The sequence below is a fragment of the Nonomuraea sp. NPDC049158 genome (assembly GCF_040648335.1).
Lineage (GTDB): Bacteria > Actinomycetota > Actinomycetes > Streptosporangiales > Streptosporangiaceae > Nonomuraea.
In genome coordinates, this window is record NZ_JBEZDM010000008.1 from 34,542 (window position 1) to 55,486 (window position 20,945).

Consider the following 20,945-nt stretch of genomic DNA (forward strand, 5'->3'; position numbering starts at 1 on the left):
GCGGCCGTGTGTCAGGCGGCCGCGTTGGCCGTCAGGGCGATCGTCGCCTGGCGGGTGACGCCGCTGACCGTCAGCGCGACGGTCACCTGGCCCTTCCGCAGCGCCGTGAGCGTCCCCGTCGCGGGGTCGAGCACGGCGACGTCCCAGGGCTTGGCGCTCTGCCGCGACCCGATGTGCAGGTTCGGCGAGCCGGACCACGCCACGGACACCGGGTAGGCGGCCGGCACCACCCGGGTGCCCTGCTTGACCGTCGCCGTCACAGCCGCCGCCTTGCCGACCTGCACGGCCGCGGGGGCCGCGAGCGCGAGATCGTCCACGTGCGGCCGTACCTGGGCGCCGAGCCAGCTGGGCGCGTCGGCGAACCAGTTGCGCTTGACGTGCTCAGCCTCCTGCGCGGTGACCGGATCCACGCCCCACAGCGACCAGCCGGTGAAGCCGCCGTCGTCGGCCGCGGTGGCCGGGTTCTTGCCGGAGTTGCCGTTGATGAAGTACGGCACCGCGTCGACGTGCGAGGCGTTGAACGTCCCGACGTGGGCCCCGATGTAGGCGGCGCCCTTGCCGGTGGTCCGCTGGAAGTCCGCCAGCCAGCCCTCGACCAGCGCGGCCTCCTTGCGGTCGCCGAGCTGGCTGCCCTTGCCGGGCGTGGGGTCGCGCGGCGGCACGTGGAACAGCACCGCCACCGAGCCGACGGACGCGTCCCGAGCCGCCGCGTCGAGCTTGGCCCGGAGCAGGGCGACCTGGTCGAAGCCGCCGCCGCGCAGGTTCAGCCGCGAGGTGTCCAGCGTGACGAAGCGCGTGCCCTTGTGGTCGAAGCTCTGGTACGTGTCGCCGAAGACGGCCTTGAAGTTGTCGATCTTGCCGCCCATCACCTCGTGGTTGCCCGGGATGTAGTGGTACGGCAGCGTCCCGCCCAGCTCCTCGTCGAGGATCTTCTTGGCCAGCGCGAAGTCCTCGGGCGACGCCTCGTCCACCAGGTCGCCGTTGATCAGCAGGAAGTCGGGCTTGGCGGCCTTGATCTCCTGGAGCGTACGGCGGGCGTTCTTGACGATGTCGCTGTCCGGGTCGCGGGCCACGAACTGGGCGTCCGACATGACGGCGAACCGCCACGGCATCTTGGCCACCTCGGGCTTGACGACCGGGTCGGCGACCTTCTGGGCGGGCGGCGCCGTCACCGACGGCGGCACCTTGGCCACCAGGCCGTCGATGAGGATGTCGTTGGTGTACTTCGCGTCGGTCTTGGTCTCGGCCACGTAGAAGCGCCGCAGTTTGAGCGGGTAGCTGACGCCGGGCGGCACGGCGAACTCGACGTACTTCCAGCCGGTCCAGGTCATGTACGGGCCACGCAGGATCTGCGACTGCCCCTGGCCGTCGTAGAACTCCAGGCTGGGCCACTCGCCCTTGCCGGTGGAGTTGATCCACAGGCCGAACGCCTGCGGCTGCCCCGCCACCTCGATCTGCTGCGGCGGGCTGGCGTAGGCGGCGCGGGTCGCGGTGGACTGGGTGAAGTCGTACGACAGCTTGAGCCCGCCCCCGCTCTGGCCGGGCGCGGCCGACAGCGAGCCGGTGGCCCGGGCGGCGGCGAAGCTCCACTGGGCCGCGTTCTCGAAGTCGGCGACCGGCTTGTCCTCGAAGCCCACGGTGACGGGCACGGCCGTGCTGATCTTGCCCACCTTGGCGGTGATCAGGCCGGACGTGGTCGCCTTCTTGGACTTGACGGTGAAGTAGCCCTGGTCGGCCGGGGTCACCTCGAAGGCGTCGTGGTCGTAGTCGAGCGTGAGGTCGGCCGGTTCGATGGGCGCGGTGTTGCCGTTGTGGTCGTAGCCGACGACGCCGAACGTGGCCGTGGCGTCCGCGCCGGCCAGGCCGACCCGGTCCACGGTGGCGCCGAGCCGCTGCAGCGGCTGGAGCACGGTGAGCCGCAGCGTGCCCTTGGCGCCGCCGCGCGAGGCGGTGACCGTCGTCTGGCCGGGGACCAGGGCGTGGAACTTGCCGTCGCGGACGACGCCGTGCACCACCGGTTCGGCGCGCCAGGACGGGGTGCCGGCCGCCGGGCCGTACGTCTCGTCGTATCCGGCGGCGGTCAGCCGCCGCGTGAGGCCGGGGAAGACCCGGTCGGGGCGGCCGCCGGCGACGGGAGAGGCGCCGGGCGCCTTGTCGGGGTCGCCGGCCGTCTCCAGCCAGAAGCCCTTGAGCTTGCCGCTGCCCTCGGGGGCGAACAGGGCCAGGCCGTTCGGCACGTGGCGCTCGCCACCGTCGGACGGGCTGTTCTCGACCTGGACGTCGGCGGAGCCCGGCTCGCGGGCGAGCATCGTGGAGGAGCCGCCGCCGTCGAGGTTGAGCGCGTTCGCGGCGCCGAGGTCGACCATCATGGCGGCCAGCTCGTTGAGCGTGACGCCACGGCTGTCGGCCTGGCGGCCGTCGACGGTCAGCAGGTACATCTTCCTGCCGTCGGCGGAGAAGCCGACCGCGGTACGCGGGTGCGCGGCCGGGTCGGTGGAGCTCTGCACGGCGCCGTCCTTGACCAGGACGTAGTTGCCGCCGACCGCCGCCTTGACGGCGTTGCCGTCCGACGACTTCGGCTGGTACTTCACGTCGATCTTGTCGCCCTGCTTGAGCCCGGCCAGCGTGGCCGCCGCCGCGTCGCGGCCGAGCAGGATCGTGGTGCCGGCGGGGATCGGGCCGGTGCCCGGCGCCTGGCGTACCGCCGAGACCACGCCGTCGACCAGCTCGACCTCGGTCACGGCGGTGGCGCCCTCGACCGCGCGGGCCCGGTTGTAGGAGCCCCACAGCGGCGTGAACAGGCCGACCCCGCCCGCCTGGATGATCTGGTTGAACTGGGTCAGGGTGATGGGCGCGCCACCCGCCGGGGTGGCGGTGCCCTCGAAGTACATCCTCAGCACCCGCCCGAGGCCGTCGCCGGTGATCGCGACGGCCTTGTCGTGGCCGGAGGCGGGCGACTGGATGAGCGAGCCGTTCTGGACGCCGATGCCCAGGGCGGCGCCCGAGCTGTTGATGTCGAAGAAGTCGCCGTTGACGGCCGCGACGGCGTGGGCGCGCTTGGCGGGCCCGGACAGCGGCTCGGTCTTGGACACCTCGCCGGAGTAGACGTAGTCGGCCTTCGCGGCGCCCAGGTCGGCGGTGACGGCGTCGGCCCGCAGCCAGCCGAGCTCGTCGTAGCGGTCGAACGAGGTCAGCGAGATGCCGGGGGCCACCGGCCGGGTCTTCTTGGCCGTCTCCAGCTGCTTGCCGGTGACGGCCTGGGTCAGCAGCGTGGAGGGCGGCGGATAGGACGACGCCTTCAGCGCGTCTTCGGCGGGGGGTTGGGGATCGGCCTGCGCGGGGGCGGCGATTCCTAAGACGAGCGCGGCCGCGACGGCCGCGTAGCGGAGGGTCTGCACGACCGAACTCAATCGTTCGCGGTTATAACTTTCAAGACTTGACGATGAACTAAAGAATAATTTCAGCGGCTTCCGGTGGTCGAACTGATCCACGAAGGTGGCATCCGTCTTACCCCAGGTGTGCGTCCGCGCCCACCGGGCAGTCTGCAGGGGAGGCAAAATCCCCCATCACTGGCGTTGTTGCTGTTATCAGCGCAGACTGGAAAGACGGCGATCCCGTAGAGCAGCATCCCGTGGAGCAGTGGAGCACCCCGTGGACAATCAGCTTGATCACATGCCGGTTCTGTCACGCGGCAGGCATCGCAACCCTAAGCGCGGCGCCTGTTTCATGGAGCTGGCGTCCTACCTAGCCGGAGAGCGGTGGAGCGACCACCCGGCCTGTACGCACCCGCTGCTGGCCGCGCTCGCCCGCTTGGTCAACGACAACACCAGCGACGCGAACCGGGCCCGCCTCGTGGGCCTCGTTCCCTCGATCATCGACCTGAACGCCGACGACCTCCGGGTGGACGCCCGGATCGCGCTGCGGTGCGCGACGACCGCGCTGCCGGTCTCGGCGGCAGAGCGTCAACTGGCGCTCGCGGTGTCGGTACTGGCGGCCGAGGAGATGCTGGCCAGGCTCGACGGCGTCCCGTCCGGCCAGCCGGCCTCGAGCCGGTTCGCCTCGGTCCCGCTGAGCGAGGAGAGCCAGCTGGCGATGGCGCTGGTCCCGCACGCGGCGGAGCAGGCCAGGCGCTTCAGCCGCGCGGCCCGGATCACGGAGAAGGGCTTCCGCCGGTACGCGGCGCCGAACGCGGTGCAGCTCTCGGTGGTGGGCATCGTCCAGGCCTGCATCCCGGACCCGGACACCCTGCTGCGCGACCTGCTGACGGGCGCCATAGCGGACTGCGAGGCCCTGATCCGCGGCACCGACACCCAGACCGTCTCGGAGCCGGTCATCCCTGCCCGCATCTGACCTCTGTCCGACCCGACCCCTGGGGATGCGCCACGCTTCCCCAGCGGATCGGATCAGGCGTCGAGCAGGTGCGCCGGGTCGAAGGAGGCGGCGAACGGCTCGGAGATCGCCACCTTCTCCCCCGCCCCAGCCCGAGCCGTCACCTCGTAGCCGCCCGCTCCCAGCTCCAGCACCTCGACCCACGGGCTGCCCGCCCCTTCGAGCTCGACCCGCAGGAAGACCGGGATGCCCGCCTCCGCGTACTTGACCGGCTTGATCTCGTAGTCGCGCCGGCGATTGCCCGGCCCGGGACTCACGATCTCGGCCACGGCGGCGACCTCCGAGGCGGGAAAGATCACCATCCGGGACATGACCAGGTCTCGAGGCAGCACCACGATGTCGGGAATCAGGCCGTCTTCCCCGACGGCCACGTTGACCGCCTCGACCACCACGAGATCGGCCCCGGCCGCCTTCGCCGCCGACGCCAGGACGGTCCGCAGACCACCCGCGCACAATGCGTGCAGGCCCATGGCCGCAGGGCTCACGACGAAGCTCCCGTCGATCAACTCGATGCGCTCCCCGGAGTCGGGCAGCTTGAGCCAGTCATCGACGGTGTAACCGGCGGCATGGGCCAGCGGGAAGAGTCTCGTACGCCTGGGCGGGCGATGCGCGGCCAGCCAGCCTTCGTCGGGCAGAGCGCTCATGTCATCGCCGCCTTCCATACGACCGAGTCTCGCACGCCAACCCGGCCTCAGCCATACGCAGTCGCACGATCACACCGAGTGACGGAATGTCACTACCTTCCCCTGCCTTTCCGCAACAGGCGTTCGAGAGATTCACCGCCGCTTCCCTGCTGAGACCCGCACGCATGTTCGTAGTCCGCTGCTTCGTCGCAGGTCAGGGAAGCCTCCCCTTCGTTGCGGATCATCGTGACATCTGCCTAAATTTCGTATTAAGGCGAAATTGAAGCGGAGGATGTTCCATGACCATCGAGCTCGAGCGGCCGTACTCTCCCGAGAGGCACCACAGCCACCGCGACGTGACCGGTGGCTGGCTGCGGCCGGCGGTGTTCGGGGCGATGGATGGACTGGTGTCCAATTTCGCATTGATCGCCGGAGTCGTCGGGGCGGCGGGTGCGGGCCGTGGGGCGGTGCTCGCCGGGTGCGCGGGGTTGATCGCGGGCGCGTGCTCGATGGCGGCGGGCGAGTACACGTCCGTGAAGTCGCAGACGGAGCTGATGCGAGCCGAGATCGCCGTGGAGCGCAGGGAGCTGGCCCGCGACCCCGAAGGGGAACTGGCCGAGCTGACCGCGATCTACCGTGCCCGCGGCCTGGACGCCGACCTGGCGGCGCGGGTGGCGGCCGGGCTGTCGGCGGATCCCGAGCAGGCGTTGCGCGTGCATGTGCGGGAGGAGCTGGGCGTCGATCCCGACGATCTGCCGTCGCCGTACGTCGCGGCCGGGTCGTCGTTCTGCGCGTTCGCGGCCGGGGCGCTGGTGCCGCTGGTGCCGTTCCTGTTCGGGGCGTCGGGGCTGGCGGTGGCGCTGGTGCTGAGCCTGGTGGCGCTGTTCGTGTTCGGTGCGGCGGTGGCGCGGATGACGGCCCGCCCGTGGTGGCTGGGCGGCCTGCGCCAGCTCGCGCTGGGCGCCGGGGCCGCCGCCGTGACCTTCGGCCTGGGCCACCTGCTGGGCGTCACCGTCTCATAGACCAGCCCTCCCATAGAGGCGGTCACCGTCTCATAGAACGGCCGCCCCATAGACCAGCCGTCGCCCAGGGACGCACCCTCGCTGACGAACTGCGGCACGAGCGCCACGAAGAAGAGCGCCGCCTTGGGGTTGAGCGCGTTCGTCAGCAGTCCCTCGACGAAGGCCGCCCACGCGCTGCGCTTCCCCGGGTCCAGCGACTCCAGCTCCAGCCCGCCGCCCTTGCGCAGGGCGGCGCGCCACGCTTTGACGCCGAGGAACAGCAGGTAGGCGGCCCCGACGACCTTGACCACGGTGAACGCCATCGCCGAGGCCGCCAGCAGCGCGGCGACGCCGGTCGCCGCGGCCACCACCCAGGCGAACACGCCGATCGAGATGCCCAGGGCCGCCGCCATGCCGTACAGGCGGCCGGAGATCGCCGAGCGCCGCACCACGACGGCGAAGTCAGGCCCTGGGGACATCGCCCCGAGCATCACCACGCCGCCGAAGGCCACCACGTGCGTCACAGAGATCATGCCGCTCACGCTACTAAAGCAGGCGAAAATCAGCGCTTGCGGCTCTTCTTGAGGATCGACCGGATGGTCAGCAGCAGCACGACGGCCACGATCTGGCCGCCGATGACGATGCGGTTGACGTCGACCGCCGGCTGCCAGCGGACATCGCCGTCCTTCACCACGAACACCCCGGCGGGAGTGGCGCTGAGGCCGAATCCGCCGCCGCTGCCTTCGCCGCCGGGCGCGGCGTCCGGATCCACGGAGACTTCCTGCCTGCCCATGCCCCCGCCGCCGCCCTGAACGACCCGGGCGACGGGGATGACCGTGACGCCGTCCTGCTGAATCGGGTCGCCGAAGACCCGCTTGACCGTCGCGGAGTCCTTGGCGCGTTCGACTAATTCCATGATGTCCATCCCCACATGCTGGCCCTAGACCCGGCGCAGCACCACCATCTCGCTGCGGTAGTCGGCGCCGGAGTGGAACCACGTGGGCAGGGTGAGGCCGTGCCGCATCAGCGTGGCCCCGTACCAGGAGCCGCCGGGCCCCTCGTAGACGGCTGACGGGTCGAGCCCGGCCAGCCGGAGCCGCCGGGGCGGCTGCTTGTCCAGCGCGAACGGGTTGTAGGCGAGGACGACCACCTGGTCGCCCAGCGTGTACTGGACGGCGGAGGCACTCTCGCCGGGCCGGCCGGCCAGCCGGTGCAGCGCGCCGTGCTGGATCACCGGGCGGACGGCCTTGTAGTCGGCGATCAGCTGCCTGGCCTCGTCGAGCTCCGCGGCGCTCCAGCTGGTGAGGTCGCCGCCGACGCCGAGCGTGCCCGCCATGGCCACGTGGAAGCGGTAGCGCAGCGGCACCTCCCGGTGGGTGATCGGGTTGGGGCTGTCGGTCACCCAGCACGACATGGCGCCGGCCGGGTAGAGGTAGGAGAAGCCCCGCTGGATCACCTGCCGGTCGCGGGCGTCGGTGTTGTCGGAGGTCCACACCTGGTCGGTACGGCGCAGCATGCCGAAGTCGGCCCGGCCGCCACCGCCCGAGCACGACTCGATGCGCAGCCCCGGATGGCGCCCGCGCAGCTCGTCCATGATCGCGTAGACGCCCCTGGTGTGCTCGATCCAGAGCAGGTCGCCGCCCTCGGCCCAGCCTGCCTGGCTGAAGCTGCGGTTCATGTCCCATTTGAGGTAGTCCAGGCCGTACTCGCGGACGAGCTGGTCGAGCCAGCCGAGCGCCCACTCGCGCACGTCGTCTCGGGCGTAGTTGAGCACGAGCTGGTTGCGCATGGTGTCGCGGCGGCGTTCCGGGTAGTGCAGCACCCAGTCGGGGTTCTTGCGGTACAGGTCGCTGTCGGGGTTGACCATCTCGGGCTCGACCCAGAGCCCGGCGAGCAGGCCGAGGTCGCGTACGCCCTGGAAGAGGGGGCGCAGGCCGTACGGAAAGCGCTCGGGGTTGGGCCACCAGTCGCCGAGCCCGCGCGTGTCGTCGGTGCGGGCGCCGAACCAGCCGTCGTCCACCACGAACAGCTCCACCCCGAGGTCGGCGGCCCGGCGGGCCAGGTCCAGCTGGCCGGCCTCGGTGACGTCGAACCCGGTGGCCTCCCACGAGTTGTACAGGACGGGCCGTTCCTCGCCGGGCCTGGGCAGGACGTGCTTGCGGGCGTAGTCGTGCCAGGCCCGGCTGGCCGCGCCGTAGCCGCCGGAGGTGCGCAGGCCGAGCGCGGAGGGGGTGCTCAGCGACGCGCCGGGGCCGAGTGGCCAGGTCAGGCCCTCGTGGCCGAATCCGGCGCTGACCGCGACGTCGCCCTCGGGGCGGCGCTGCGTGGTGAGCCGCCACGAGCCGCTCCAGGCGAGCGCGACGGTCCAGACGTCGCCGGCGTCCTCGGTGGCGTCGCCGAGCATGATCCACGGGTTGGCCTTGTGCGAGGTGGTGCCGGTCCTGCTGCCGAACGTGGTCTCCCCCGCCGGCAGCTCGCCGCTCTGGAGCCGCGTCTCGCGGCCCCAGCCTCCGGCGGCGCCGGTGTAGCGGAAGCCCGCCTGTTCGGGGATCACCCAGCTGCCGGAGTCGAGCCGCCGCAGCCGCAGGGGCACGGCCGACTCGTTGGTGACGCTCACCCAGCGCTCGATGACGTCGCAGTCGTCGAAGACCCGTACGTGCAGGCCCACCCGGAGGCCGTAGGCGTGGTCGCGCAGGACCACCTCCACCTCGTTCTCGCCGAGGACGGCGTCGTCGAAGCCGAGCTCGACGGAGCGGACCTCACCCTCGTAGACGGCCTGGAGCGAGGGCACGCCCCAGCGGCGGCCGCCGTCGACGGGCAGCATTTCCGTCGCGTCGTCGGGGTCGAGGAAGCCGGTGACGATCCAGCCGGGGGCGTGCTCGACGACCTGGCCGAGGGCCCCGGTGGGTAACCGGGGTCCCCAGTACCACTGCACGATCCGAGTGTCTTCGCCGGATTCGGCGCCGATGACCGTTTCGACGCCGAAGACATAGGAGGTATCGCGGGTGAGTGCCGCCCATGTGTGCGCGTGGGCGGGAACAGGGATGAGGGGCATGCCTGCGATCGTCGGACCTATCGGCCCCGCCGTCAATGCCGCTTCCCCATGCCCGCCCGCGCGGGATCAGTCGAAGGTGGTCGAGATCTCGTGCCACCCGCCGGGTGCGATCTTCTCGGCCTCCTTGGGCCCCCAGGTGCCCTTCGCGTACGGCAGCGGCGAGTCCGGCAGGTCGAGGATGGGCTGGACGATCCGCCACGACTCGTCCACCAGGTCGAACCTGGCGAACCGCAGGGGATCGCCGCTCACCGCGTCGGCCAGGATCCGCTGGTAGGCGGCCTCCATCGGGCCGAGCACCTTGGTGAAGTCGACGCTCACCGGCACCTGCCGGGTGCGTTGCTTGCCGGGTTCCTTGGCCAGCACGTCGAACGTCACCCCGGCGTCGGGCTGCAGCCGGAACCTGATCAGGTTGGGGTTCAGGTCCGGGTCGTGCGGGAACAGCGAGATCGGCGGCTTGCGCAGCTCGGCGACGATCTCCAGGTCGGTCACCGGCAGCGCCTTGCCGGCACGGATGCAGAACGGCACCCCGGCCCATCGCCAGTTCTCGATGTAGGCCCGCAGCGCGACGAACGTCTCGGTGGTCGAGCCCTTCTTGACGCCCTCGGTGTCGAGGTAGCCCTCGTACTGGCCGCGGACCACGTCGACGGGCTTGATGGCCTCGACGGCGCGCAGCACCCGCCACTTCTCGTCCAGCTGGGCGCGGGCGTCCTTGGACGGCGGCGGGTCCATGGCCAGGATGGCGAGGAGTTGCATCAGGTGGTTCTGGACGACGTCGCGGATGGCGCCGTTGGCGTCGTAGAAGGCGCCCCGGTCGGCCACGTCGAAGTCCTCGGCCATGGTGATCTGCACGCTGCGGACGTAGTTGCGGTTCCAGAGGGGCTCGACCAGCATGTTGGCGAACCGGAACACCAGGAGGTCCTCGACCGGCTCCTTGCCCAGGAAGTGGTCGACCCGGCGCAGGTGGTCCTCGTCGAAATACTTCAGCAGCTCGGCGTTGAGCGCCCGGGCCGAGTCCAGGTCGTTGCCGAACGGCTTCTCCACGACGAGCCTGGCGTCCCGGTTGAGGCCCTCCGCGGCCAGCCCCTCGGCCACGACCGAGAACAGCGCGGGCGGTACGGCCAGATAGTGGACCAGGAACCCCTTGCCCTCCAGCTCCTCGCGGAGCCGGGTGTAGGTGGTGGGGTCGCGGTAGTCACCCGACACCAGCCGCAGGTTGCCCGCCAGCTTCTCGAACGCCGCGTCGCGCACCCCGCCGCAGGCCGCGCGGGCGTGCTCGCGCAGCCCGTCGAGGTCCAGATCGGTCTTGGCCACGCCGATGATCGGCAGATCGAGCTCGCCCTTGGCGGTGAGCTGGTAGAGGGCGGGCAGGACCATCTTGCGCGCGAGGTCACCGGTGATGCCGAACAGGACGAGCGCGCCCGCGGGCTTGGTCGCCCCCACGTCAGACCCGCCTTCCGCGCAGCTCGCGGTAGCGCTGGACGAGCCCTTCGGTGGAGGCGTCCGGGAAGTCCGTCGGCGGCTCCTCCGAGGTGAGCGCGGGCGCCAGGTCGAGCGCCATCTTCTTGCCCAGCTCGACTCCCCACTGGTCGAAGGAGTCGATGCCCCAGATGGTGCCCTCGACGAACGTCGCGTGCTCGTACAGGGCCACGAGCTGGCCGAGCGTGGACGGGGTGAGCTTGGTGGCCAGGATCGTGGAGGTGGGCCGGTTGCCGGGCATCACCTTGTGCGGCACGATCTCGGGCGGCGTGCCCTCGCCGGCGATCTCCTCGGCCGTCTTGCCGAAGGCCAGCGCGGAGGTCTGCGCGAACAGGTTCGCGTTGAGCAGGTCGTGCATGCCCTCGCGGTCCTCGAACGGCTCGGCGAACCCGATGAAGTCGGCGGGCACCAGCCGGGTGCCCTGGTGCAGCAGCTGGTAGAAGGCATGCTGGCCGTTGGTGCCCGGCTCGCCCCAGAAGATCTCGCCCGTCTCGGTCGTGACGGGCGTGCCGTCGGCGCGTACGGACTTGCCGTTGGACTCCATGGTGAGCTGCTGCAGGTAGGCGGGGAAGCGGTGCAGCCGCTGGCTGTAGGGCAGAACGGCCCGGGTCTGGGCGCCGAAGAAGTCGTTGTACCAGACGCCGAGCAGGCCGAGCAGCACCGGCATGTTGGCCTTGAACGGCGCGGTGCGGAAGTGCTGGTCCATGGCGCGGAACCCGGCCAGCATCTCGCGGAACCGCTCCGGCCCGATCGCGATCATCAGGGACAGGCCGATGGCGCCGTCATAGGAGTAGCGGCCGCCGACCCAGTCCCAGAAGCCGAACATGTTGGCGGTGTCGATGCCGAACTCGGCGACCTTCTCGGCGTTGGTCGAGACGGCCACGAAGTGCTGGGACACGGCGTCCTCGCCGAGCGCGTCGACCAGCCATTGACGGGCCACCTTGGCGTTGGTCAGCGTCTCCATCGTGGTGAACGTCTTGGAGCTGACCACGACCAGCGTGCTCGCCGGGTCCAGGCCGGCCAGGTTGCCGGTGATGTCGGCCGGGTCGATGTTGGAGACGAACCTGGCCGCGATGCCGGCGTCGGCGTAGTCGCGCAGCGCCTCGTAGGCCATGGCCGGGCCGAGGTCGGAGCCGCCGATGCCGATGTTGACCACGGTGGTGATCGGCTGTCCGGTGGCGCCCGTCCAGTCCCGCGAGCGGACCCGGTCGGCGAAGGCGCTCATCTTGTCGAGCACGGCGTGCACGTCGGCGATGACGTCCTGGCCGTCGACCTCCAGCTTGGCCTCCCGGCTCATGCGCAGCGCGACGTGCAGCACGGCCCGGTCCTCGCTGACGTTGATGTGCTCGCCCCGGAACATCGCGGCGATCCGGTCGCGCAGCCCGGCTCGCTCGGCCAGCTCGACGAGCAGATCGATCGTCTCGTCCGTGGCGCGGTGCTTGGCGTAGTCGAGGTAGAGGTCACCGGCGGTCAGCGTCATCCGCTCGGCGCGGCCGGGATCCTCCGCGAACAGCTCGCGCAGCTGCTTGCCCGCCAGCTCCCCGTGGTGCTTGTCCAGTGCCGCCCACTCCTGGCTCTGGGTGATGTCGCCGCCCACTCGTCCTCCTTGTGCCGTCAAACCTTGTGCCGTCAAACCTTGTGCCGTCAAAACGGGGTCACACTAGTCCCGTACCGGGCAAGATATCGCGCGGGACTCCAGGTCAGTGGGATTCCCTGCCCACGGCATCGCCGCTCGAACCTGTGAGGAAGTCCAGGTCCGCCCCCTTGTCGGCCTGCATGACGTGGTCGACGTACAGGCGCTCCCAGCCGCGGGGCGGGGCGGCGTGCCCGTTGACGACCGGCTCCCTGGCGGCCAGCTCGGCGTCGGGGATGTCGACGTAGAGCCGCCTGGCCGCGACGTCCAGCACGATGGGGTCGCCGGTCCGCACCCGCGCGAGCGGCCCGCCGGCCGCCGCCTCGGGCGCGGTGTGCAGCACGACGGTGCCGTACGCGGTGCCGCTCATCCGGGCGTCGCTGATGCGGACCATGTCGCGTACGCCCTTGGCCAGCAGTTTCGCGGGCAGCGGCAGGTTGCCCAGCTCGGGCATGCCGGGGTAGCCCTTGGGCCCGCAGCCGCGCAGCACCAGGACCGAGGTCTCGTCGACGTCCAGGTCCGGCGAGTCGAGCCGGGCGTTGAGATCCTCGACGCTGTCGAACACGACGGCCCGGCCTCGGTGGTTCAGCAGCTCGGGTGAGGCGGCGGCGGGCTTGATCACCGCGCCGTCCGGCGCGAGGTTGCCGCGCAGCACCGCGATCCCGGCCTCGGGCAGCAGCGGGTCGGCGCGCCGGCGGATGACGCCCTCGTCCCAGATCTCCGCGTCGGCGAGGTGGTCCACGAGCGGCCGGCCGCTGACGGTCAGCGTCTCCGGGTCCAGCAGGTCCGCCACCTCCTTCAGCACGGCCGCCAGGCCGCCCGCCCGGAACAGGTCGTCCATCAGGTGCCGGCCCGCCGGCTGGAGGTCGACCAGCAGCGGCACTCCCCTGCCGGTCCGGTCGAAGTCGTCCAGCTCCAGCTCGACCCCGAGGCGCCCGGCGATGGCCAGCAGGTGGACGACGGCGTTGGTGGAGCCGCCGATCGCGGCCAGCGTCACGATCGCGTTGAGGAAGGATCCCCTGGTCATCACCTGGCTCGGCCGCAGGTCCCGCCGCACCAGCTCGACGGCGAGCCGGCCGCTCTCGTGGGAGCGTTCGAGCAGCCTGCTGTCGGGCGCGGGGGTGCCCGCCGTGCCGGGCAGGGTCATGCCGAGGGCCTCGGCCATGCAGGCCATGGTCGAGGCGGTGCCCATCGTGTTGCAGTGGCCGCGGCTGCGGATCATGGACGATTCGGAGCGGAGGAACGCCTCGCGGGAGAGCGTCCCCGCGCGTACCTCCTCGCTCAGCCGCCACACGTCGGTGCCGCAGCCGAGCGGGCCGCCGCGGAAGTGGCCGGTCAGCATCGGACCGCCGGGCACCACCAGGGCGGGCAGGTCCACCGAGGCGGCGGCCATCAGCAGCGACGGGATGGTCTTGTCGCAGCCGCCGAGCAGCACCACACCGTCGATCGGGTTGGCGCGCAGCATCTCCTCGGTGGCCATGGCGGCGAGGTTGCGCCAGAGCATCGCGGTGGGCCGGACGTTCGTCTCGCCGAGGGAGACGACGGGCAGGTTGAGCGGTACGCCGCCGGCCGCCCACACGCCCTGCTTGACGCTGTCGGCCACCTCGTCGAGGTGGGAGTTGCACGGGGTGAGGTCGGAGGCGGTGTTGGCGATCGCGATGTGCGGCCGGTCCCCGTCGAAGGCGGCCTCCGGCAGGCCGCGGCGCATCCAGGCGCGGTGGATGTAGGAGTTCCGGTCTTGACCTGAGTACCAGCGGGAGCTGCGGAGCGGCATGCCCTCATCCTGACATCCCGATATTTGGGCATGAAACCGGCGGCCCGTGCAGGGGCACGGGCCGCCGGGGGGCGTGATCTCACCGGCCGCCGAAGCGTGAGATCACGGTCCAGGGTGGATACACCCTTTAGGCGTTCCATCCAGTTCCACGCCGTTCCACCTCACACCGGGTGATAGCTGCATCGCACCCCCATCTGTATGGCGGACCGCAGCCGCTCCGCGATGACCGGGTCCGCCTCGCCGATGCGCACCAGGGCCCGCCTGATGGCCTTGCCCACGGCGATCCTGGCCCGTTCCTCGCTGCCGGCGAACTGGCGCGCCCGCCCGGCCAGCCCGGTGGCGGCGGCCAGCTCGTCGATCAGCCAGTCGCGCTCAGCCCGCAGCGTGGCGGCCCGCTGCAGGTCGTGCATCGCCTCCAGCTCGTCGATCTCGGCCTGCAGCCCGGACAGCCGCCGCTTGTAGGTGTGCCTGGCCTGCTCGTCCAGCACCGGCTGGGCGGACTCGGCGGCCTCGCCGGCCACCGCCCCCGCGGCCAGGTCCACGGCCGGGATCTCGCGGCCGGGGTTGGCCAGCAGGGTCGCCAGGTGGGCCATGCCCACGATGTGGTCGACGAGCACGGTCCGGCCGGCCAGCTCGATCCGCCACTTGCGGCCCTGGCGCGCGCAGACCACCTGCGCCGGGGCCGCCGGATCGTCGTCGGGCAGCGCCATGCCCAGCGACGCGGCCTCCTGCCTGGCCAGCGCCAGGACCCTGCGCGATTCCTCGGTCCCGCGCAGGGCCTGGCCGAGCCGCAAGCGGGAGAGCGCGACGGCGGGCCAGTGCCCCAGGGCGAGGTTGTCGTGCACCGCGGCCCGCAAGTAGGCGATCGCCTTGTCCGTCTGGCCGCAGGTCAGCATGGCCACACCCAGAGAGTGGCGGACCGAGCCGAGGCAGGTGACGCCCAGGCTGACGACGACGGGCAGCCGCTCGAACGGGGAGAGCACGGCATGGATCTCGGCCGCCGTGTCGGCGTCGCCGAGCAGGTACGCCGCCTCGGCCGCGCCGTACATCGAGATGAGCCAGGTGCTGGAGCGGGGCAGCGCCGCCAGGTCACGCACGCGCAGCCGGGCCAGCGCCCCCTCCGCCAGCCGCCGGTCCCCCGCGGTGGCCGCCGACACCGCGAGCACCGCCCAGAGCGAGCTGTCCACCGCGCTGAGGTCCGGCGAGTTGACCAGGTCCGCCAGCATGGGGACGAGCTCGGCGGCGCGTCCCTGGTACCAGCGGATGGTCGCGAGCTGGCCGGCGTACCAGCCCGCGCTGTCGATGTCACCGGCCGCCGCTCCCCGGTCGGCGCAGGCACCGGCCCTCGCCTCGGCCTCCGCCAGCCGGCCGCCCCTGATGCCGAGCATGACCTCCATCGCGTCCACGACGAACCCGACCGCCAGGTGATCCTCCTTGGACAGCAGGCCGCGCAGCTCCACCAGCGCCCGCTCGGCGTGCGGGTCGGCGTCCAGCACCAGGTCGACGGTCCGCCAGAGCAGCCCCATCAGCAGGTCGCCGCGGCGCCCGGTCCGCGGCGCCTGCTCGATCAGCTCCTCGGCCAGGGCCAGGCGCAGGGCGCCGTGCTCGGGTCCCAGTACGCAGTGGTGGGCCAGGCTCAGCGCCTCGGCCAGCGCGACGGGGTCACCGGCCCGCCTGGTCTCTTCGACCATGGCCAGGATCGCCTCGTACCCGCCACCGCGGTAGTCGTCCTCGCCGGCCAGGCGTACCCGCAGCCGTAACCCCAGCGAGGAGCGCGGTTCGACCAGCGCCAGAGCCTGGCGCTGGCGCGCGCGCACCGCGGCCGCCTCGGCGGCCGTGCGGTGCTCGTGCACCCACAACCCACCCAGCCCGAGCGCCGCCCGCGCCATCCCGTCGGCGTCGCCGTGCCGTTCGGCCTCCCGGTGGGCGGTCTCGAACCAGCGCCGCGCCGCCCGCAGGCTGCCTTCCCCATACAGTGCGTGCTCTCCGGACAGCAACGACATCTCTATGTCGTCGTGTACGGCCAATCCCCGCGATCCGCCCACCGGCGTCCTCCGCACCCCGTTATGGCAGCGCGCGTTTCGCGCGCACTTCCAGTGACTGCGGCCCCCCACCGATATGACGGATGTTAACCGAATGAGGTTCAGCTAGGTCGGATCAGAGTGCATCAAATTGGATCAGGATGACCACTGCCTACGGTTGAGCAGCGTTTCTGGAGGAATCAGCAGAGACATGGAGCGAATCGATGCGTACTGGCGCGCGGCGAACTACCTGTCGGTGGGCCAGATCTATCTACTGGACAATCCACTGCTTAAGACGCCATTGACCCCAGAGCACATCAAACCCCGCCTACTAGGCCATTGGGGCACCACACCGGGACTGAACTTCTGCTTCGCCCACCTCAACCGGGTGATCCGCGAACGCGACCAGGACATGATCTACATCGCCGGTCCCGGCCACGGCGGTCCCGCGACGGTAGCGCACGCCTGGCTGGAGGGCACCTACTCCGAGCGCTATCCGGACGTCTCGCAGGACGCGGCCGGGATGCAGCGGCTGTTCCGGCAGTTCTCCTTCCCCGGTGGCATCCCGAGCCATGCCGCGCCGGAGACGCCCGGCTCCATCCACGAGGGCGGCGAGCTCGGCTACTCCCTCGCGCACGCCTACGGCGCCGCCTTCGACAATCCCGAGCTGGTCGTGGCCTGCGTCATCGGCGACGGTGAGGCCGAGAGCGGGCCGCTGGCCGGGAGCTGGCATTCCAACAAGTTCCTCGACCCGGCCCATGACGGCGTGGTGCTGCCGATCCTCCACCTGAACGGCTACAAGATCGCCAACCCGACCGTGCTGGCCCGTATCCCCTCAGAGACGCTGGTCGCGCTCATGGAGGGCTACGGCTACCGGCCGCACATCGTCGGCCCCGACCACCAGGAGATGGCCGACACCCTCGACACCGTCTTCGACCAGATCGCCGAGTACAAACAGCGCCGATCCGACCGCCTCCCCATGATCATCCTGCGTACGCCGAAGGGCTGGACCGGGCCCCGCGTCGTGGACGGCCTGCCGGTGGAGGGCACCTGGCGCGCCCATCAGGTGCCGCTGGCCAAGGTACGGGAGAACCCCGAGCACCTGGCGATGCTGGAGGAGTGGATGCGCTCCTACCGGCCCGAGGAGCTGTTCGACGACGACGGCCGTCCGGTGGCCTCGATCCGGGAGACGGTGCCGCCGGGCGACCGCAGGATGAGCGCCAACCCGCACACCAACGGCGGCGAACTCCTCCAGCCGCTGCGGCTGCCCGACTTCCGCACCCACGCCGTCGAGGTCAAGACGCCCGCCACCCAGTCCAGCGAGCCGACCCGGGTGCTCGGCGCCCTGCTGCGCGACGTGATCGACGCCAACCCGCGTACCTTCCGGCTGATGGGCCCCGACGAGACCGACTCCAACCGGCTGTCGGCCGTGTTCGAGGTCACCGACCGGGCCTGGAACGCCCGCCTCGAACCGACCGACATGAACCTGGCGCCCGGCGGCCGGGTGATGGAGGTGCTCAGCGAGCACCTGTGCCAGGGCTGGCTGGAGGGCTACCTGCTGACCGGGCGGCACGGCCTGTTCAACTGCTACGAGGCGTTCATCCACATCATCGACGCCATGTTCAACCAGCACGCCAAGTGGCTGGAGTCCTCCCAGAAGATCTCCTGGCGGCGGCCCGTCGCCTCGCTCACCTACCTGCTGTCCTCGCACGTGTGGCGGCAGGACCACAACGGCTTCTCCCACCAAGATCCGGGCTTCCTGGACGTCGTGGTCAACAAGAAGGCCAGCGTCGTACGGGTCTACCTGCCACCCGACGCCAACACGCTGCTGTCGGTCGGCGACCACTGCCTGCGCTCGCGCGACTACGTCAACGTCATCGTGGCCGGCAAACAACCGATCCTCGACCTGTTCACCATGGACCAGGCCATCGCCCACTGCACCCGCGGCCTGGGCATCCTGCCGTGGGCCTCCACCGACGAGGGAAGCGACCCCGACGTCGTGCTGGCCTGCGCCGGCGACATCCCCACCCTGGAGACCCTGGCCGCCACCGCCCTGCTCCGCGAACACCTGCCTGAGCTGCGCGTACGCGTGATCAACGTGGTCGACCTGATGCGCCTGCAACCGCCGTCGGAGCACCCGCACGGCCTGCCGGACAACGAGTACGACGCCCTGTTCACCACCGACAAGCCGGTCATCTTCAACTTCCACGGCTATCCCTCACTCATCCACCGCCTCACCTACCGCCGCCACGGCCACGCCCACATGCACGTACGCGGCTACAAGGAGGAAGGCACCACCACCACGCCCTTCGATATGGTCATGCTCAACGACATCGACCGCTATCACCTGGTCACCGATGTCATCGACCGCTCCCCGGGGCTCGGTTCCTCCCAGGCCCACCTCCGTCAGCGGATGACCGACGCCCGACTGCGCGCCCGCGCCCACACCCGTGAGCACGGCGAGGACGCGCCCGAGATCCGGGAGTGGACATGGCCGGACAGATTCTCGTCCTGAACACCGGCTCCTCCTCCATCAAGTACGAGCTGGTGGACGTGGAGTCGCGCAAGCGGCCGGCCAGAGGGCTGGTGGAGCGGATCGGCGACAAGGAGGGCCGGTTGATCCACCACGCCGGGGACGACCCGCCGTACGAGCGGAAGGAGCGGTTCGGCGACCACGCGGCCGGGCTGGCCGCCATGCTGGCCGCCTTCGACGATGCGGGGACCGCGCTCGAACCGGTGGCGGTGGGGCATCGGGTGGTGCACGGCGGGACCCGCTTCCGGGAGGCAGTGCTGGTGGACGACGACGTGATCAGCGCCATCGGGGACCTCTCGGCGCTCGCGCCCCTGCACAACCCGGTGAACCTCACCGGCATCCGGGTGGCCCGCGAGGCCTTCCCCGGCGTGCCGCAGGTGGCCGTGTTCGACACCGCCTTCCACCGGACGCTGCCGCCCGAGGCGTACACCTACGCCGTGCCCCGCGACTGGCATGACCGGCTCGGCGTGCGGCGCTACGGCTTTCACGGCACGTCCTGCGCGTACGTGTCGGCGCGGGCGGCCGAGCTGCTGGATCGCGACCCGGCGCGGACGAACCTGATCGTGCTGCACCTCGGCAACGGCGCGAGCGCGACGGCGATCGAGGGCGGCCGCAGCGTCGACACCTCCATGGGGCTCACCCCGCTGGAGGGGCTGGTCATGGGCACCCGTTCCGGGGACGTGGACCCGGCGCTGACCGGCTACCTGGCCCGCGCGGGCGGCATGGACATCGTGCGGACGGAGAAGGAGCTGTCGTACCGCAGCGGCCTGCTCGCGCTCGCCGGCAGCGGCGACATGCGCGAGGTACGGCGACGGGCCCGCGAAGGCGACGAGCGGGCGCGGCTCGCGCTGGACATCTACGGCCGCCGGATCAGGAAGTACATCGGGGCCTACTACGCGCTGCTCGGCCGGGTGGACGCGATCGTCTTCACGGGCGGCGTCGGCGAGCACGACCCGGCCACCCGGGCCGCCGCGCTGACCGGGCTGGACCGCCTCGGCATCGCCTTCGACCCGACGCGCAACGAGGCCGACGAGACGGGCGAGCGCTGGGTGTCCACGCCGGAGTCGGAGGTGGCCGTGCTGGTGGTGCCCACCGACGAGGAGTGGGAGATCGCCCGGCAGACACTCGCGCTGATCCACGTGTGACCGGCGGCTCCGGGGCCGCCGGCCGGCCGCGATTCCCACCGGTGCGCCTCGACACGCTCGCCGAACTCCCGCAGAGCCGAACCTGTCATGGCCGCGGAGCGTATCCTCTGACCTCGACCGGTCCCATAGGTAGGGCCAGCCCTACCCCGAAGACGGGTGACAGCAGGACTTCGCGATCACTGTTATCCCGAAATGCTGATGGTGAACGATCGGGAATCGAGTCTGGAGCATCGGAGAATCTGTGACTGACGTGAGCACTACTCGCGCCGCCACGGCCTCGGCATCGGCATCGGAAGAGAGGGGGAGCGACTTCGCCCGCCTGTCACGCCGCGTGGCCCAGGCAGGCCTCATGGAACGGCGACCCGTCTACTACGCCACCCGGATCAGTGTGGTGACGGGCCTCTTCGCGGCGGGCTGGGTGGCGTTCGCCCTGGTCGGCGACTCGTGGTGGCAGATTCTGGTCGCGGTGTTCCAGGCGGCGACGTTCGGCCAGGTGGCCCTGCTCGCCCACGACCTGGCCCACGGGCAGGTGTTCCCGTCCCGGCGCAACAGCGCGATCGCGGGCCTGCTCGTCGGCAACCTCGGCATCGGGCTCAGCTACGGGTGGTGGCAGGACAAGCACACGCGCCACCACGCCAACCCCAACCACGAGGACCACGACCCCGACGTCGCGCCCGACGTCCTGCTCTGGTCGATCAAGCAGGCCGAGGCCAGCCGGGGACTGCCCAGGCTCATCGGCCGCTATCAGGCGTTCCTGTTCTTCCCGCTGCTGACGCTCGAGGGCCTCAACCTGCACATCTCCAGCGTCCGGGCGCTGCGCCGCGATTCCCTCAAGAACCGGATGGCCGAAGGACTGCTGCTGCTCGCGCACTTCGTCATCTACCTGGGTGGCGTGTTCGCGGTCCTGCCGGTGGGCAAGGCGGTGGTCTTCCTGCTGGTACACCAGGCGTGCTTCGGTGTCTACCTGGGGTGCACGTTCGCCCCCAACCACAAGGGCATGCCGGTCCTCACCGCCGAGGACGAGCTCGACTTCCTGCGCCGCCAGGTCCTCACCTCCCGGAACGTACGCGGCGGGCACGTGGTCAACACGGCGCTGGGCGGCCTCAACTACCAGATCGAGCACCACCTGTTCCCCGGCATGCCGACCCCCAACCTGCGCAAGGTGCAACCGCTGGTGCGGGAGCACTGTGAGTCGCTGGGGGTGGCGTACGTGGAGTGCGGGCTGCTGGCCTCCTGGGGCCAGGCGATGAAGCACCTGCACGAGGTGGGCGCGCCGCTGCGCGCTCGCGGGTAGG

13 protein-coding genes and 1 pseudogene are annotated in these 20,945 nt (G+C 71.0%); 5 read left to right on the top strand and 9 right to left on the bottom strand.

What is annotated here, in order from left to right:
* Positions 1 to 11: 11 nt before the first annotated feature.
* On the bottom strand, positions 12 to 3,398 hold the full coding sequence (locus AB0B61_RS19125) for a phosphodiester glycosidase family protein (RefSeq protein WP_358433161.1): 3,387 nt from the start codon (positions 3,396 to 3,398) through the stop codon (positions 12 to 14).
* A gap of 274 nt (positions 3,399 to 3,672) precedes the next feature.
* Here AB0B61_RS19125 and AB0B61_RS19130 point away from each other — a divergent pair, with 274 nt between their 5' ends.
* A complete protein-coding gene (locus AB0B61_RS19130) occupies positions 3,673 to 4,350 on the top strand; it encodes a hypothetical protein (protein WP_358433164.1) in 678 nt (225 codons plus the stop codon).
* Positions 4,351 to 4,403: 53 nt separating this feature from the next.
* On the opposite strand, the gene AB0B61_RS19135 is transcribed toward AB0B61_RS19130, so the two are convergent.
* Positions 4,404 to 5,033 (bottom strand): Uma2 family endonuclease, encoded by a 630-nt coding sequence (locus AB0B61_RS19135; protein ID WP_358433166.1) that lies wholly within the window; start codon positions 5,031 to 5,033, stop codon positions 4,404 to 4,406.
* 278 nt (positions 5,034 to 5,311) lie between these two features.
* On the opposite strand from AB0B61_RS19135, the gene AB0B61_RS19140 reads away from it, so the two are divergent.
* Positions 5,312 to 6,034, top strand: coding sequence for a VIT1/CCC1 transporter family protein (locus tag AB0B61_RS19140; RefSeq protein ID WP_358433169.1), 723 nt, complete (start codon positions 5,312 to 5,314; stop codon positions 6,032 to 6,034).
* A 125-nt stretch (positions 6,035 to 6,159) separates the two neighbouring features.
* Here the strand turns inward: AB0B61_RS19140 and AB0B61_RS19145 are convergent.
* The 7 genes and pseudogenes from AB0B61_RS19145 to AB0B61_RS19175 all read right to left on the bottom strand — a co-directional run.
* Positions 6,160 to 6,447: pseudogene (locus AB0B61_RS19145) on the bottom strand (LysE family transporter); the annotation flags it as partial.
* Positions 6,448 to 6,575: 128 nt separating this feature from the next.
* The gene (locus tag AB0B61_RS19150) at positions 6,576 to 6,929 is read right to left on the bottom strand and encodes a spore germination protein GerW family protein (protein ID WP_225301190.1); all 354 of its coding nucleotides are present in this window, start codon (positions 6,927 to 6,929) and stop codon (positions 6,576 to 6,578) included.
* A 24-nt stretch (positions 6,930 to 6,953) separates the two neighbouring features.
* Positions 6,954 to 9,068 (bottom strand): alpha-galactosidase, encoded by a 2,115-nt coding sequence (locus AB0B61_RS19155; RefSeq protein ID WP_358433172.1) that lies wholly within the window; start codon positions 9,066 to 9,068, stop codon positions 6,954 to 6,956.
* 66 nt (positions 9,069 to 9,134) lie between these two features.
* Positions 9,135 to 10,508 (bottom strand): glucose-6-phosphate dehydrogenase, encoded by a 1,374-nt coding sequence (gene zwf / locus AB0B61_RS19160; protein WP_358433175.1) that lies wholly within the window; start codon positions 10,506 to 10,508, stop codon positions 9,135 to 9,137.
* 1 nt (position 10,509) lies between these two features.
* Complete coding sequence (gene pgi, locus AB0B61_RS19165) at positions 10,510 to 12,141, bottom strand: glucose-6-phosphate isomerase (RefSeq protein ID WP_358433178.1); 1,632 nt, start codon at positions 12,139 to 12,141, stop codon at positions 10,510 to 10,512.
* A 103-nt stretch (positions 12,142 to 12,244) separates the two neighbouring features.
* Positions 12,245 to 13,951, bottom strand: coding sequence for an IlvD/Edd family dehydratase (locus AB0B61_RS19170; RefSeq protein ID WP_358433180.1), 1,707 nt, complete (start codon positions 13,949 to 13,951; stop codon positions 12,245 to 12,247).
* 161 nt (positions 13,952 to 14,112) lie between these two features.
* Positions 14,113 to 15,996, bottom strand: a complete 1,884-nt coding sequence (locus AB0B61_RS19175) for a hypothetical protein (RefSeq protein ID WP_358433183.1) — start codon at positions 15,994 to 15,996, stop codon at positions 14,113 to 14,115.
* A gap of 187 nt (positions 15,997 to 16,183) precedes the next feature.
* On the opposite strand from AB0B61_RS19175, the gene AB0B61_RS19180 reads away from it, so the two are divergent.
* The 3 genes from AB0B61_RS19180 to AB0B61_RS19190 all read left to right on the top strand — a co-directional run bounded on the left by AB0B61_RS19180 (position 16,184) and on the right by AB0B61_RS19190 (position 20,944).
* Positions 16,184 to 18,487: a phosphoketolase family protein gene (locus AB0B61_RS19180; RefSeq protein WP_358433186.1), complete on the top strand. Its 2,304-nt coding sequence runs from the start codon at positions 16,184 to 16,186 to the stop codon at positions 18,485 to 18,487.
* Complete coding sequence (locus AB0B61_RS19185; RefSeq protein ID WP_358433189.1) at positions 18,463 to 19,650, top strand: acetate kinase; 1,188 nt, start codon at positions 18,463 to 18,465, stop codon at positions 19,648 to 19,650. The genes AB0B61_RS19180 and AB0B61_RS19185 overlap by 25 nt, the downstream gene beginning before the upstream one ends.
* Positions 19,651 to 19,999: 349 nt before the next feature.
* Positions 20,000 to 20,944 carry an acyl-CoA desaturase gene (locus AB0B61_RS19190; RefSeq protein ID WP_358433191.1) on the top strand — a complete coding sequence of 315 codons (945 nt, stop codon included), beginning with the start codon at positions 20,000 to 20,002 and terminating at the stop codon, positions 20,942 to 20,944.
* Position 20,945 lies beyond the last annotated feature (1 nt).

Bases quoted from the DNA above. Each gene is read 5' to 3' on its own strand.
- AB0B61_RS19150 (WP_225301190.1), bottom strand. From the start codon at position 6,929: ATGGAATTAGTCGAACGCGCCAAGGACTCCGCGACGGTCAAGCGGGTC.
- AB0B61_RS19130 (WP_358433164.1), top strand. From the start codon at position 3,673: ATGCCGGTTCTGTCACGCGGCAGGCATCGCAACCCTAAGCGCGGCGCC.
- AB0B61_RS19185 (WP_358433189.1), top strand. From the start codon at position 18,463: ATGGCCGGACAGATTCTCGTCCTGAACACCGGCTCCTCCTCCATCAAG.
- AB0B61_RS19170 (WP_358433180.1), bottom strand. From the start codon at position 13,951: ATGCCGCTCCGCAGCTCCCGCTGGTACTCAGGTCAAGACCGGAACTCC.
- AB0B61_RS19190 (WP_358433191.1), top strand. From the start codon at position 20,000: ATGGAACGGCGACCCGTCTACTACGCCACCCGGATCAGTGTGGTGACG.
- AB0B61_RS19180 (WP_358433186.1), top strand. From the start codon at position 16,184: ATGGAGCGAATCGATGCGTACTGGCGCGCGGCGAACTACCTGTCGGTG.
- AB0B61_RS19135 (WP_358433166.1), bottom strand. From the start codon at position 5,033: ATGAGCGCTCTGCCCGACGAAGGCTGGCTGGCCGCGCATCGCCCGCCC.
- AB0B61_RS19155 (WP_358433172.1), bottom strand. From the start codon at position 9,068: ATGCCCCTCATCCCTGTTCCCGCCCACGCGCACACATGGGCGGCACTC.
- AB0B61_RS19140 (WP_358433169.1), top strand. From the start codon at position 5,312: ATGACCATCGAGCTCGAGCGGCCGTACTCTCCCGAGAGGCACCACAGC.